Annotated in this window: 12 protein-coding genes; 7 read left to right on the top strand and 5 right to left on the bottom strand. The window is 67.0% G+C overall.

Features of this window, described 5'->3' with window-relative positions; genetic code table 11:
- The first annotated feature begins 73 nt into the window (after positions 1-73).
- Positions 74-3,574 carry a PAS domain-containing hybrid sensor histidine kinase/response regulator gene (locus AC3IT0_RS05900; protein ID WP_489322834.1) on the top strand — a complete coding sequence of 1,167 codons (3,501 nt, stop codon included), beginning with the start codon at positions 74-76 and terminating at the stop codon, positions 3,572-3,574.
- Positions 3,571-4,482: a GGDEF domain-containing response regulator gene (locus AC3IT0_RS05895; protein WP_489322833.1), complete on the top strand. Its 912-nt coding sequence runs from the start codon at positions 3,571-3,573 to the stop codon at positions 4,480-4,482. The genes AC3IT0_RS05900 and AC3IT0_RS05895 overlap by 4 nt, the downstream gene beginning before the upstream one ends.
- A 3-nt stretch (positions 4,483-4,485) precedes the next feature.
- Here the strand turns inward: AC3IT0_RS05895 and AC3IT0_RS05890 are convergent, their stop codons facing one another.
- Positions 4,486-4,947, bottom strand: a complete 462-nt coding sequence (locus tag AC3IT0_RS05890; RefSeq protein ID WP_489322832.1) for a hypothetical protein — start codon at positions 4,945-4,947, stop codon at positions 4,486-4,488.
- 233 nt (positions 4,948-5,180) lie between these two features.
- On the opposite strand from AC3IT0_RS05890, the gene AC3IT0_RS05885 reads away from it, so the two are divergent.
- Positions 5,181-5,732, top strand: a complete 552-nt coding sequence (locus AC3IT0_RS05885; protein WP_489322831.1) for a dihydrofolate reductase family protein — start codon at positions 5,181-5,183, stop codon at positions 5,730-5,732.
- Positions 5,733-5,745: 13 nt separating this feature from the next.
- Here the strand turns inward: AC3IT0_RS05885 and AC3IT0_RS05880 are convergent, their stop codons facing one another.
- Positions 5,746-7,158, bottom strand: coding sequence for an aminotransferase-like domain-containing protein (locus AC3IT0_RS05880; RefSeq protein WP_489322830.1), 1,413 nt, complete (start codon positions 7,156-7,158; stop codon positions 5,746-5,748).
- On the opposite strand from AC3IT0_RS05880, the gene AC3IT0_RS05875 reads away from it, so the two are divergent.
- Together AC3IT0_RS05875 and AC3IT0_RS05870 are read left to right on the top strand one after the other, a co-directional pair.
- Positions 7,157-8,149 carry a DMT family transporter gene (locus tag AC3IT0_RS05875; RefSeq protein ID WP_489322829.1) on the top strand — a complete coding sequence of 331 codons (993 nt, stop codon included), beginning with the start codon at positions 7,157-7,159 and terminating at the stop codon, positions 8,147-8,149. The genes AC3IT0_RS05880 and AC3IT0_RS05875 overlap by 2 nt on opposite strands.
- Positions 8,150-8,153: 4 nt before the next feature.
- Positions 8,154-8,771 (top strand): FMN-binding negative transcriptional regulator, encoded by a 618-nt coding sequence (locus tag AC3IT0_RS05870; protein WP_489322828.1) that lies wholly within the window; start codon positions 8,154-8,156, stop codon positions 8,769-8,771.
- A 22-nt stretch (positions 8,772-8,793) separates the two neighbouring features.
- Here the strand turns inward: AC3IT0_RS05870 and AC3IT0_RS05865 are convergent, their stop codons facing one another.
- From AC3IT0_RS05865 to AC3IT0_RS05855, 3 genes are all read right to left on the bottom strand, one after another.
- Entirely contained in the window at positions 8,794-9,612 is an 819-nt protein-coding gene (locus tag AC3IT0_RS05865) for an SDR family NAD(P)-dependent oxidoreductase (protein WP_489322827.1), read from the bottom strand.
- A 71-nt stretch (positions 9,613-9,683) separates the two neighbouring features.
- Entirely contained in the window at positions 9,684-10,595 is a 912-nt protein-coding gene (locus tag AC3IT0_RS05860) for a hypothetical protein (RefSeq protein WP_489322826.1), read from the bottom strand.
- A gap of 54 nt (positions 10,596-10,649) precedes the next feature.
- Entirely contained in the window at positions 10,650-11,297 is a 648-nt protein-coding gene (locus tag AC3IT0_RS05855) for a DUF6318 family protein (protein WP_489322825.1), read from the bottom strand.
- 177 nt (positions 11,298-11,474) lie between these two features.
- On the opposite strand from AC3IT0_RS05855, the gene AC3IT0_RS05850 reads away from it, so the two are divergent.
- The gene (locus AC3IT0_RS05850; RefSeq protein ID WP_489322824.1) at positions 11,475-11,852 is read left to right on the top strand and encodes a TfoX/Sxy family protein; all 378 of its coding nucleotides are present in this window, start codon (positions 11,475-11,477) and stop codon (positions 11,850-11,852) included.
- A 145-nt stretch (positions 11,853-11,997) separates the two neighbouring features.
- Complete coding sequence (locus AC3IT0_RS05845) at positions 11,998-12,702, top strand: hypothetical protein (RefSeq protein WP_489322823.1); 705 nt, start codon at positions 11,998-12,000, stop codon at positions 12,700-12,702.
- The last annotated feature ends 103 nt before the right edge of the window (positions 12,703-12,805 follow it).

Genomic DNA, 12,805 nt, shown 5'->3' with positions numbered 1-12,805 from the left:
TCTTCGCCCAGGTCTCGGGCGGCCCGGTCTCAGGTTTTGCGGGTGACGGGCGCACCTATGGGGAGGGATCCGCGTGTCTCAGAATGGTCTCCTGGAGCAACGGCCCGCCACGGTGAGGAGCACGGCCAGGCTGGGTTGGCTGGTGGTGCCTGTCGCCGTGGTGCTGGGTATACTTGGAGCTTTTTTTGCTGCCAACAGCGGCACTCCCGCGGCCATGGTGGCCGGCGATTTCTCCGTTCTTGTGGCCGCCCTGCTGGCCGGTTTCAGCTGCGGCCGGGCGGCGCTGCGCGGCGGCGTGAACGCACGCGCCTGGACCCTGATGTCGGTGGCTGCCTATGTCTGGGCCGCCGGCATGGCTGTCTGGACGTACTTCGGGCTGACCAACAACCACATCTACCCCTTCCCGTCGCTGGCGGATGTGGGGTTCGTGGGGTACTCGGTGCCGGCCGCTGTCGCCCTTTTCAGCTTTAAGCGGCCCGGCGGCACCACCCGGGTTGGACTGCTCCGGTCAGCGCTGGACGCGGCAGTCATCGCGGGCTCGGTCCTGGCGATCAGCTGGTACGTGGCGCTGGGCCCGGCCATCAGCTCCGCGGGCGACCTCCTGACCAGGCTCACCACCATGGCCTACCCCGTGGTGGACGTGATCATCACGTCGCTGGTGCTGGTCCTGGGGATGCGCCGGCAGCCCGGCGAGCGGCTGCCGTGGCTGTGCTTCGGCGGCGGCCTGCTGGTCCTCACCGTCACCGACACCACCTACGTGCGGTTGACGTACGACGGCGTCACGGGAGTCACCGGTTCACCGCTCGCCTTGGGCTGGATCATCGCCTTCCTCCTGATCGCGCTGGCACCGCTTCTCCCCTATGCCGAAAACCCGCGGCCGGACCGCAGGGCGTATGCGCTGGCCCTGGAGCTGCTCCCCTACGCACCCATCCTGGCGGCCGTGATGGTGGTGGCGGGCCCGCATGTGCACGAGATGAGTTTTTTCCTGCTGGTGGTGGCCAGGGTCACCGTGGCGCTCATCCTGGTCCGCCAGGTGCTGATCATCATCGAGAACCTCACCCTGACCACCGGGCTGGAGCAGGAGGTGGCGGCCCGGACGGCTGAGTTGGAGGGCCTGGGCGCGATCGTGAACTCCTCCACGGACGCCATCCTGAGCACCACACCCGACGGCGTCATCACCAGCTGGAACCCGGGGGCGCAGCATCAGTACGGCTACACGGCCGAGGAAGCCATCGGCCGGGACGCGCGTTTCCTCCTGCCGCCGGGCAGCACGGACGGCGACGACGCGGTTTTCGAGCAGCTCCGCGACGGCGGCGAGGCCGTGAGCTTCGAAACCGAACACCTGCGGAAAGACGGCGCCATCATCCCCGTGTCCTTGACCATTTCCCCCATCCGTGAAGGAACCACAGTCCGCGGGATCGCCGTCATCGCCAGGGACATCACGCTGCGCCGGGCCGCCGAACTGGAGCTGAAGGCAGCCAGGGAAGCGGCGCTGGAATCCAGCCGCCTCAAGTCCGAGTTCCTAGCCACCATGAGCCATGAAATCCGGACGCCCATGAACGGCGTGGTGGGGCTGACCGCACTGCTGCTGGAGACGCCGCTGGACCAGACGCAGAAACAGTACGCCCAAGGCGTCAAGGGCGCCGGCGAGGCGCTGCTGTCCCTGATCAACGACATCCTGGACTTCTCCAAACTGGAAGCCGGCAAGGTTGACCTGGATGTCCGCGCCTTCGATCCCCGCATGCTTGTGGAGGAAGTGGCCGGCCTGCTGACCGAGCCCGCGCAGGCCAAGAACCTGGAGCTGATCGCCTACTGCGAACCGGACGTTCCGGCCCGGCTGCACGGTGATTCCGGCCGGATCCGCCAGATCCTGCTCAACCTCGCGTCCAACGCCGTGAAGTTCACGGCAGGCGGTGAAGTGTCCATCCGGGTCAAGACGGAAACACCTGATGCGAAGCCCGGGGCCACCGCGATGGTTTATTTCGAAGTCCGCGATACCGGCATCGGCATCGACCCCTCGCACCACGCCAGGCTGTTCGAGTCCTTCTCGCAGGCGGACGCTTCCACCACCCGGCGCTATGGCGGCACCGGGCTGGGACTGGCCATTTGCCGCAGGCTCACTGAAGCCATGGACGGCGAGATCGGGCTGGACAGCGCTCCCGGAGAGGGCAGTACGTTCTGGTTCCGTATCCCCGTGCCCGTGGCCCCGCCGTCCACCGATCCCGTGCCCGCCGCCGGCTTCCTCACCGGGCTTCGCGTCCTGGTGGTGGACGACAACGCCACCAACCGCCTGGTGCTGGAATCCCAGCTGCGCGGCTGGAGGCTGCAGCCGGAGGCGGTGCCGGATGCCCGCGCTGCGTTGGCCCGCGCCCACGAAGCCGCGGCTGCCGGGGTGCCGTTCCACCTGGCCGTGCTGGATCTCTGTATGCCGGACACCGATGGCCTTGAGCTGGCCCGCGAACTAAAGGCCGACCCCGCACTGGCGGACATCGAGCTGATCATGCTCACGTCCACCATGCAGGTCAACGCGGCCGACATCGCGGACGCAGGAGTCCGCGAATGGCTCATGAAACCGGTCCGCAGCTCCGAGTTCTACAACCGTCTGGTCCGGCTGATGTCCACGAGCGAACACCATGCACCGGCGCCCTCTGCGGCCAGCCGGCTGTCCGACGCTGAGCCGTCCCCGGGGCCGTCCGCTGATTCCTCCGCCGGGACGTCCCGTCAGGGGCCATCACGGGGCCGCATCCTGGTGGTGGAGGACAACGAGGTGAACCAGCTGGTGGCCCGCGCCACGGTGACTAAGTTCGGCTACGCGGTGGACGTGGTGGCCGACGGCGCCGAGGCCGTGGCCGCCACTGCAAAGACCAGGTACGCCGCCGTCCTGATGGACTGCCACATGCCCGTGATGGACGGATTCGAGGCCACGCGCGTCATCCGCCGGCGCGACGGCGGGCCCGGTCATCTCCCGATCATCGCGATGACCGCCGGCGCCCTGGACGGGGACCGGGAACGCTGCCTCGCCGCCGGGATGGACGATTACCTCTCCAAGCCGGTGGACGCCGCCGAGCTTGAAGCCGCGCTCTCCCGTTGGGTCCCCGAACAGGCGCCACAGATTTCTTCGCCGCAGGAGCTGGAGGCACCCCCGTTGGACGAGGCTCCCCAGCACGAGGCTCCCCAGCAGGAGGCTCCCCAGCTGCTGGCCGTCACCGGTGGACGTCCGCCGGCGCTGGATGCGGACCGGCTGGCCATGCTTCGCGATCTCGGCCCCGAGGACGGCCTGGGCCTGTTGCCCGCAACGACGGAGGCGTTCCGGAAGGACGTTCCCGCGCGGCTCGCGGCGCTGCGCGAAGCCCTGCACAACGGCGGCGGGCCAGCCCTGGCGCAGGCCGCGCACGCCCTGAAGGGTGCCGCCGCCAACATCGGAGCTACCGCCGTCGCAGGCCTGTGCGGCGAGCTGGAGGACATGGGACGCAGCGGAAAGCACGACGGCGGCCGGCTGCTGCTCAGCCGGCTGGAAGCTGAGCTTGTGCGTGTGGACTTTGAACTCGATCTAGCGCTGGAGGTGGCACAGTGAAAGTCCTGGTGGCAGATGACGATCCGGGCTCGCTCCTGGTGGCCCGCGCCGCCGTCGAACGCTCCGGGCATGACTGCCTGACGGCGGCGGACGGTGACGAGGCGTGGGCCCTGTATCTGGAGCACCAGCCCGATGTTGTGGTGACGGACTGGATGATGCCGGGGATGGACGGGCTGGCGCTGTGCCGGGCCATCCGGGCGCGCGGGGCGGACCTGTATACGTACATCGTGCTGCTGACGTCGCAGGGGTCCCGGGACGATGTGCTCGCCGGGCTCGAAGCCGGGGCGGACGACTACGTCACCAAGCCGCTGGACCCGTTTGTCCTGCACGCGCGGCTCCTTGTGGCGCTCCGGGTGACCACGCTGCACGCTGATCTGGCGCATTACCGGAAGGTGCTGTCGCAGCAGGCGCGGACCGATCCGCTGACCGGCCTGCACAACCGGCTCAAGCTCTCCGAGGACCTCGAGCAGCTGCATGCGCGCAGCCAGCGGTACACGGAGGGGTATTGCGTGGCCATGTGCGATGTGGACAACTTCAAAAGCTACAACGACATCTACGGGCACCAGGCGGGCGATCTCGCGCTGCGGGCCGTGGCGGGGGCGCTGGTGGGTGCGGCGCGGAAGACCGACGGCGTGTACCGGTACGGCGGCGAGGAGTTCCTGCTGGTGCTGCCGAACCAGTCACAGCTGAGCGCCAAGGCCTTTATGGAGCGGGCGCTGGATACCGTGCGCGAGCTGGAGATTGTGCACTCCGGGGATCCGCTGGGGCAGCTGACGCTGAGCGCCGGGATTTCCGCGTTCACCGCCGAACACCGGGCCGACGCCGACACGCTCCTGGGCGAGGCCGACGCCGCGCTTTATGCGGCCAAGGCGGCCGGCCGGAACCGGGTGGAGCTGGCGTTGCAGTAGCGGCTACGCGGCTTTTTTGCGCTGCTTGGTCTGACCCGGCTGCTTCTTGGCTGGCTGCTGCACGGGATGCTTGAGCGGCTGCTGCTGGGTTACCGGGTGGTGCTGTGCGGGCTGTTTCGGGGCGGACTGCTTGGGGGCTTCAGGCTCGGCGGGCTCTTGAACCTGCTCGTCCTGCGCGGTCTCGTACTCTGCGGTCTCGTCCTGCACCAGGTCAACCGACGCGTACATGCGGTTGCGGCGCCAGCGGCGGACCAGGTCCACACCGGCCAGGATGCCTGCCAGCGGCGTGAGGACAGCGGCGGCATAGACGAACAGCATCCACGTCAGGGTGGCCATGGGCGGCTGGTTGTTGTTCAGCAGGGAGAGCCCGCCGAACATGGCGATGATCCAGAAAAGCAACACCGCCGTCAGCACCGCGGCCGCGGGGAAGTACTGGTTGCGTACGATCTTCTTCAGGGTTTCCATGCATTTTCCTCCTGCCTGGCCGGGGTGCGGTGAGAGGCCGCATGAACACCAGTATGCGGCTGCAGGCCCACGGATTTGCGCAACACGCAGGCGGTGGTGACGAACCTAACGGCGGCCAGGCTGAGACCCGTCGGGATCCAGGTTTCGACAGGCTCAACCACCGGCCGGGGCTTCCCTGCTGCGGGCACAGCCAATACCGTGGATGACAACCGCCCCTGACCTTGGAGGATCCCATGCGCAAAGTCACGTCCGGCCTGTTCCACTCCGTTGACGGCGTGGTCTCAGACCCATTCCTCTGGCAATTCGACAGCTTCGACGACGACCTCGGCCAGGCTCTGACCCGCATGATGGAAAGCGTGGACACCGTGGTGCTGGGCCGGGTGAGCTACCAGGAGTGGGCCGGTTACTGGCCCACGGCGTCCGTGGACGAGGACTTCGCCGGATTCATCAACCCGGTAGAGAAGTTCGTGGCCTCCCGGACGCTGACGGAGCCGCTTGAGTGGCAGAACTCCCACCTGATCGAGGGCCCGCTGGAGGAATTCGTGGCCGGCCTGAAAGAGCGCGACGGCGGCGAGATCGCCGTGACCGGCAGCATTTCCGTGGTGCGCCAATTGCTGTTCGCCGGGCTGCTGGATGAGCTCACCCTGATCACGCACCCCGTGGTGGCCGGCAGCGGCCGGAAGCTGTTCCAGGACGGCGACCCCGTGACGCGGCTCGGACTGAAGGACCAGTACAGGACCACGAAAGGCAACGTCGTCAGCACCTACGGACTGCTGGGCGAATAGGGATCGCCTCGGCTCAGGCCCCGTTGCGTTCTATTGCCTGACCGATGATCCGGGCGCCTTCCGGGAATGCTCCCGGATTCGTGCCCGAGTAGTTAAGCCGGATGAACGGGCCTGCCGGCTCGGCCGGGAACCATTCGTTGCCGCCGGCGATGATCACCCCGGCGGTTTCACAGTCGCGGGTCAGCCGTTCGAGGTCGGTCCCGTCGGGCAGCCGCGCCCACAGGTTCAGGCCGCCCTTGGGCACCTGCTCGATGTGCGCCTGCGGGGCGTGCTGGCGCAGGCTGGTAACCAGCAGGTCGCGGCGGGACTCGAGCTGGTGGCGGAGGCTGCGAAGGTGCGTCTGCCACCCGGGCTGCGTCACGACGTCGAGCGCTGCCGCCTGGAGCAGCCCGCTGACGTACATCGATTCGGCCGCCCGGTCCGCCAGGATGCGCTCCCGCGCCGGGCCGCGGGCGATGACCGCGGCGACGCGGATCGACGGCGAGACGCTCTTGGTCAGCGAGCGCAGGTAGACCACGTGGCCGGAGTCGTCGCGGGAGGCGACGGGCACGGGGTTGGAGGAGATGCCGAAATCGTGCGCCCAGTCGTCCTCCACAAGGAACGCCCCCTTCGCGCGCACCACGTCCAGGACCTGTTCGCGCCGTTCAGCTGACCACTGCGCGCCGGTGGGGTTGGCGTAATTGGGCTGCGCGTAGAAGAGCCGCGCGCCGGACTCATCAAAGGCGCGGGCCAGTTCCGCCGGGTCCGGACCATCCGGTCCGCTGGGCACCGGGACAACGCGCACGCCGGCCTGCGCTGCGGCCAGGATGGCGCCCCAATAGGACGGCGATTCCATCAGCAGCGGCTGTCCGCGGCCCGCGAGCGCGCTGAAGATGGAGCTGAGCCCGCTTTGGCTTCCGGGGAGTACGACGACGTCGCTCGGGTTCGGCGGGGTGGTCCCGGCCGGCGTGGAGGCACCGAGTTCGTGCGCGAACCACGACTGCAGTTCCGGCATTCCGGCTGCGGGCGGACGGAACAAGGCCGCGTCACCGCGGGCTGCCCGGGCGATGGCTGCCCGCACCAGCCGCTCGGGCAGGAGTTCGCGGTCCGGGTAGCCGGAGTGGAAGGAGATGGCATCGTTGGCCACGTTGCGCATGGTGCTGGAGGCCGGGGGCGGCGGTGCCAGCGGGGAACGGAGGGCCGCCGTCTGCCAGCCGTAGTCGGACGGACGGGCGCTGCGGACGGCCCGCACAAAAGTCCCGACGCCGGGCCGGCTCTCGATCAGCCCCTGCCCCGTGAGCGTCTGCAGGGCCTTCTGCACTGTAACGGGGCTGGCCTGGTACTCGGCCACCAGCGACCGCGTGGACGGCAGCTTGGCACCGGGAGCGGCCGAGGAAATCCATTTCTTCAGGTGCGCCACAATCCGGGAACTGCTATCGTTGTTCATGAGAGACAATAGTAGCGCTACTACACTTATCCGGCCAGTGGTACCGTCCCGCCAGCCAACGGGACTCTGGTGGGGCCTCCTCGGAGTAGCGGCTTTCTCCTTCACGGTGCCGTTCACCAAGGTGGCCGTCGCAGGCCTGGCCCCGCTGTTCATCGGGTCCGGCCGTGCAGTGGTCGCCGCCATCCTCGCCGCCTTCGCACTCGCCCTCACCCGGCAGCGACTCCCCCGCGGCACGCAGTGGGTCCGCCTCGCGTTGGTGGCCGGCGGCATCGTCGTCGGGTTTCCCCTACTGACGTCCTTTGCACTCACCACAACGCCGGCCAGCCACGGCGCCGTCGTGATCGCAATGTTGCCCGCCGCGACGGCAGTGGCTGCAGTACTTCGGGGGCGAGAGCGTCCGCGCCCGGCGTTCTGGCTCATCACGGGCGTGGGTGCGCTGGCGGCCATCACCTTCGCGTCCATGCAGTCCGGTGGATTCGGGCAGCTGCACTCGGCGGACCTGCTGCTCCTGGGCGCAGTGGTGGCCGCGGCCATCGGCTACGCGGAGGGCGGCCTGCTGGCCCGCGAGCTCGGTGCCTGGCAGACGGTGTCGTGGGCGCTGGTGCTGGCGTCGCCGCTGATGGTGATCATGGTGGCGGTGTCCGTGGCGCAGCAGCCGCCGACAGGCACGCCGGTGCAGTGGCTGGCCTTTGCGTACCTCGGTGTGGTCAGCATGTTCCTGGGCTTCTTCGCCTGGTACCGGGGCCTGGCCGCCGGCCCCATGGCCCAGGTCAGCCAGATCCAGCTGGTGCAGCCCGTGCTGAGCATCTGCTGGGCGGGCCTCCTGCTCGGTGAGTCGCTGACGTGGAGCACCATCGTCGGCGGCCTGGCCGTCATCCTCTGCGCGGGCGCCGCGGTCCGGGTCAGGCTCAAGCCGGCGCCGCCTCAGCCCGCAGTCCCCCACCCTGCTGTCCCTCACGCCACAAAGCAGCTCGAGCCTGTAAAGGATTAGCACCATGTACACCACAGCCCATTTTGAAGCCAGCCCCGACGCCATTCAGGAACTGCTGACTCGGCCGGGCGCCGCCAACTTGGTCGCCATGACCTCCCAGGGCCTCATCGCCACTCTGCTGCCCTTTGTCTACGACCCCTCGGTGGGCGAGCACGGCGCGCTGCACACGCACGTCGCCAGGAACAACCCGCAGTGCTCCGAACCGGCCATCGGGGAATCCCTGATGATCATTCAGGGCGCGGACGCCTATATTTCGCCGTCCTGGTATGCGTCCAAGGCCGAGCACGGACGTGTTGTGCCCACGTGGAACTACTCCACGGCGCACGTGTACGGCCAACTCGTGATCCATGATGACCCTGCCTGGCTCGCCGGCCAGGTCAGGCGGCTGACCAACGTCAACGAGGCGGACTTCGAGCACCCGTGGAGCGTGGACGACGCGCCGGAACGCTACATCTCGGGCCAGTTGCGCGCGATCGTGGGCATCGAACTGGTCATCACCAGGATCGAGGCGAAGACCAAGCTGAGCCAGAACCGATCCGCAGCGGATGTTGACGGCGTGGTCGCAGGACTCAGCGCCCGCGGGGATGCAGAAAGCGCCTCCGACGTCGAGCGGGCACGCTGACCCGCTCCAGGTCTGGAATGGCTCAGCGGGCGACGAGCGCCTCGCTGGCCTCCCACAGACCCTGCGCCAGCTCGGCGTCGTACGCCTGGCCGTTGGCCTTGGCCAGGCCGCGTTTGGCGTAGTAGGCGCCGGAGATCCAGTCGGTGCCGGCGGTGCCGTTGCTGAGCCAGAGGAGGGTGTCGGCGCCCTGGTCCGGGGTGAGCATAAAGCGGTTGAGCAGCGTCTTGTAGGCGTGCCGCATGGGGCTGGTGGACTCTGCCGCGAAGTTGGTGCGGACCACGCCCGGGTGGAACGCCGCCGTCGTGATTCCCTGCTCGCCGAAACGGCGGTGCAGCTCGGACGTGAAGAGGATGTTGGCGAGTTTGGCCGTGCCGTAGGCGCGGTTGGTGGAGTAGGTGTGCTCCGATTTGAGGTCGAAGAGGTCCATTTTGCCGAAGCCGTTGGCCGCGCTCGCGGTGTTGATGACCTTGGCGCTGCTGGCGGTGAGGACGTCCATCAACTCGGTGGTGAGCAGGAACGGCGCCAGGTGGTTGATCTGGAAGGTGGACTCGTTGCCGTCCACGGTGAGCTGGTGCTTGCCCATGATGCCGCCGGCGTTGTTGGCCAGGACGTCGATCCGCTCGTAGTCGTCCTTCAACTGCGCGGCGAGCGTGCGGACCTGGTCCAGGTCGGCGAAGTCGCTGACGAAGTAGTCGGCGTTCAGCTCCTTCGCGATGGCCTGCGTCTTCTCCTCGGAACGGCCGACGACGACCACCCGGTCGCCTGCCTGCGTCAGCGTCCGCGCGGCTGCCGCGCCGATGCCGTCGCTGGCGCCGGTGATCACGATGGTGCGTTGGGTCAAGGGGTGTCCTTTGGTTGGGGTGGGAACCTGGGAGGTGAGTGCGGACTCCTGCCAGCCTAGCCCTGCGGGCATTATGTACTCGGGTCGGTCCATCCGGGGCAGCCCTCGCCGGCAGGATTTGCGAGGCAGTCATCGGCATAGTTGCGGGTGATGGACCGCCACACTTGAACTGTCTGGGCCGGGGTGGCGAACTGGCCGGTTCCGGGGACCGGCAGGTTGGGGCCGCCGTTGACGGAGTACGTGCCACGGAATGACGTCACTATTGAGAGGGCAAAATCACCGGTCGATTGGTAGACGTGGCTGGTCCGCGTTTTCTCGCCCCACCGGTCCTGGGGCAGCGGTCCGCCGGCGGTGGGGGTCGGCCCAAGCGTTGTGCCGTCGCCGTAGTTGTAGGTGTATTCGATGGGTGTCGCCACCAGGTGGACGCGCTGGCCAAGGATGGTGACCTCGAATTCCTGGGCGTGCGCATCCGCGAAGATGTTGGTCTCGGCGCCCCTGAGGGTGTGCGGGCTCGGCTGCGCGGTCAAGGTGGCCGGGGCGATGGGAAGGTTCTGGAAGTCCTGCTGGATCCGGGCGGCGATAGCCGGGAGGAGGTCTTCGGGGTTCTCGTCGTAGAGGCAGGTGGGCCCGTTCAGCGGAACCCAGGTCCCCCACGCTGGATCAGAGATGGCCCTCGGCGCCACCATCCACTGGACATACGTGCCGGCCTGGCCGTCGCCCCGGTCCGGACACATCATCATGTCCTGGACACACGAGCCGTTCACTGCGTCTTGGCAGAGAATCTCGTACTTGTAGTGGTTTGGGTCCTCGGGGACGTGGCCTGGAGGCGCGGGGAGCATCTGTCCAGTTGCATGATCGACGACCCACACGATCGCCTGGAGCCCTGACCCCTGGTAGTTCCCCGAACCGCCGTAGTCTCCGTCGTCGGCAGCGGTTGTTGTCGTAGTTGAAGTTGCCTGCGCACCGGACGGCTGTAACACCATGAGCAGAATGACGATAAATGGGAGTGCGACCCTTGTCCACGCCGTCATTTTCACCTACTGAAGCAAGTGCATGTCCGAAACAGACCAAGCACCACCCATATAAGAGGCTATGACAACTGAGGCAGTGTTTGAACCGGGCTCCGGCTCCCGCCCAATGCTGCCATCGGCTTTGTAGAACTCGATTGATTCCTGATTCACCTGCACCACAACCTGCTGCGTCGAAGAGCCTTCGACCATTTTTGCTTCAATAGATGGCGTCGAGATTCGGCCACCCACCTGCCAGCGGTTGGTCTTGTAGCCAGTTGCAATCGCAGTCTTCACGTTGTCACAGAACGCACAGCCTGGTTTAGTCAATTGCTCCCACGCCGAAGAGTCACCCGTCTCGTAGCCGTAGTTCAGCAGGGCAAACCAGTACCCCACAAAGGCCTCAAGCCCGGCCTTTGAGTTCTCATCAGCAAGCGGCGGCTTCACGGGAACGGGAACGTTCTGCGCCTTCCCCTGCGCGTCCGCCGGCTTGTAGACGGCGGTCAGCGTAGGAGCAGGCATCGGGGTTGCGCTGGGCGTCGCCGCCGCCGTCGTAGTCTCCGTAGTGCCAGGTGGTGGACCGCCGCCCTGGCACCCCGCCAACGCGAGCGTGCACGCCGCCAAAGCAGCCACTACGGTAAGACGAAAGCGCGCGGAATTAACCGGCAGCGTGGTCATAGATGTCCCCAGACATTTCTCTAGACAATGGAGAAGCTCGCTCCAGCCAGACTACCCGAGCCCCAAGATAAGCGAAGAAGTTATCCACAGGGCCACGCGGTCACCGGTCCTGTCCCCGGCACCCGAGCGGGCATAAGCTGCACAAGGAATCACACCGCAACCCTGGGAGATAGCGACATGGAGATGGCCAAAGCGTCCGACGAAGCCAAGGAGCGCTTCCGCTCAGTAGTGCCGGACCACCCCGAGGTGGTGGTCAAGCCGATGTTCGGCAACCTGGGCGCCTTTGTCAACGGCAACATGTTCGCCGGACTGTTCGGCTCCACCATCGGGGTGAAGCTCTCCGACGCCGACCGGCAGGTGCTTGAAAGCACCGAGCGGACCGTCCCGTTCGGCCCGGCGGAGCGGCCCATGGGCGGCTACACCGGGCTGCCGGAGGTGTGGAACGCCGAAGGCGAGGGCGATGACGCGCGCGCAAGCGCCTGGGTGGAGAAGGCCTTCGAGTACGTCGCGGGGCTCCCGCCGAAGGCGCCCAAGGCAGCCAAACCGCGCAAGTAGCCGTCCAACAGCTGCATCAGCGGCCCCCAGTTCGGGATCATGTCAAAACAAAAGACGAGAGTCCACCCATCCAAACACTGCTGTGCTTCGAATATCAGGTGGTCGGAGAGACTACCCTTCCTGGCCATTGACCGAGGAGTGGACAGTGAAACGAATTCCAAAGTTGGCCATAGGGGTTTCCGCCGTGGCGTTGCTGGCAGCCGGGACCGTGGGGGTCGGACCTGTGATTGCCGAGAGCCAGAAAGCGGCTGACAAATCCGTCACCCTTCACGCGACCCTGACGGAGCTGAACGGATCAGGCGCGTCCGGTACCGCCACCGCCGTCGTCAAGAACCAGAAGATCGAGCACATTGATGTGCACGCGCACGGCCTCACGCCCGACGCGCCGCACGCCCAGCACATCCACTACGGCGAGCAGGCACTCAACGAATGCCCCACGATTGCCCTTGACAGCAATGATGATGGACGCGTCAACACCGTGGAAGGCATTCCGGCGTACGGACCACTGGTGGTGTCGCTGAACACCACCGGCGACACCTCCCCCGCAAGCTTCCTGGACGTGGGCCGGTTCCCGGTCTCCGCGGATGGCAGTTATGACTACAGCCGCAGCAACATCGAGTTCACGGACGTCACCGGGATAGGCTACCCGGGCAACGGAGGTAGGGGTACCGCCAAGCAGATTGCCGATGCGATCCGCGACGGTGAGGGCGTCCTGGTGATCCATGGCCTGGACTACGACGGCAACGGCACCTACAACTTCAGTGATCCCGAAGGCGCCAGCGAACTGAACGCCAGCCTGCCCGCGGAAGCCACCGATCCGGCAGTCTGCGGGGTGCTCGAACGCCGCTAACGACCGAAAAATCAGCACCCGCAGTACGACGACGGCGGGGCGGCCAGAATTTTCCTGGACGCCCCGCCGTCGTACTTCAGTCAGCCGTGGCTGGAGTCAGAGC

The sequence above is a fragment of the Pseudarthrobacter sp. KH_020_B genome, assembly GCF_057840185.1.
Note: the sequence above shows the minus strand (reverse complement) of the source record. Positions and strands in the feature narration are given on the sequence as shown.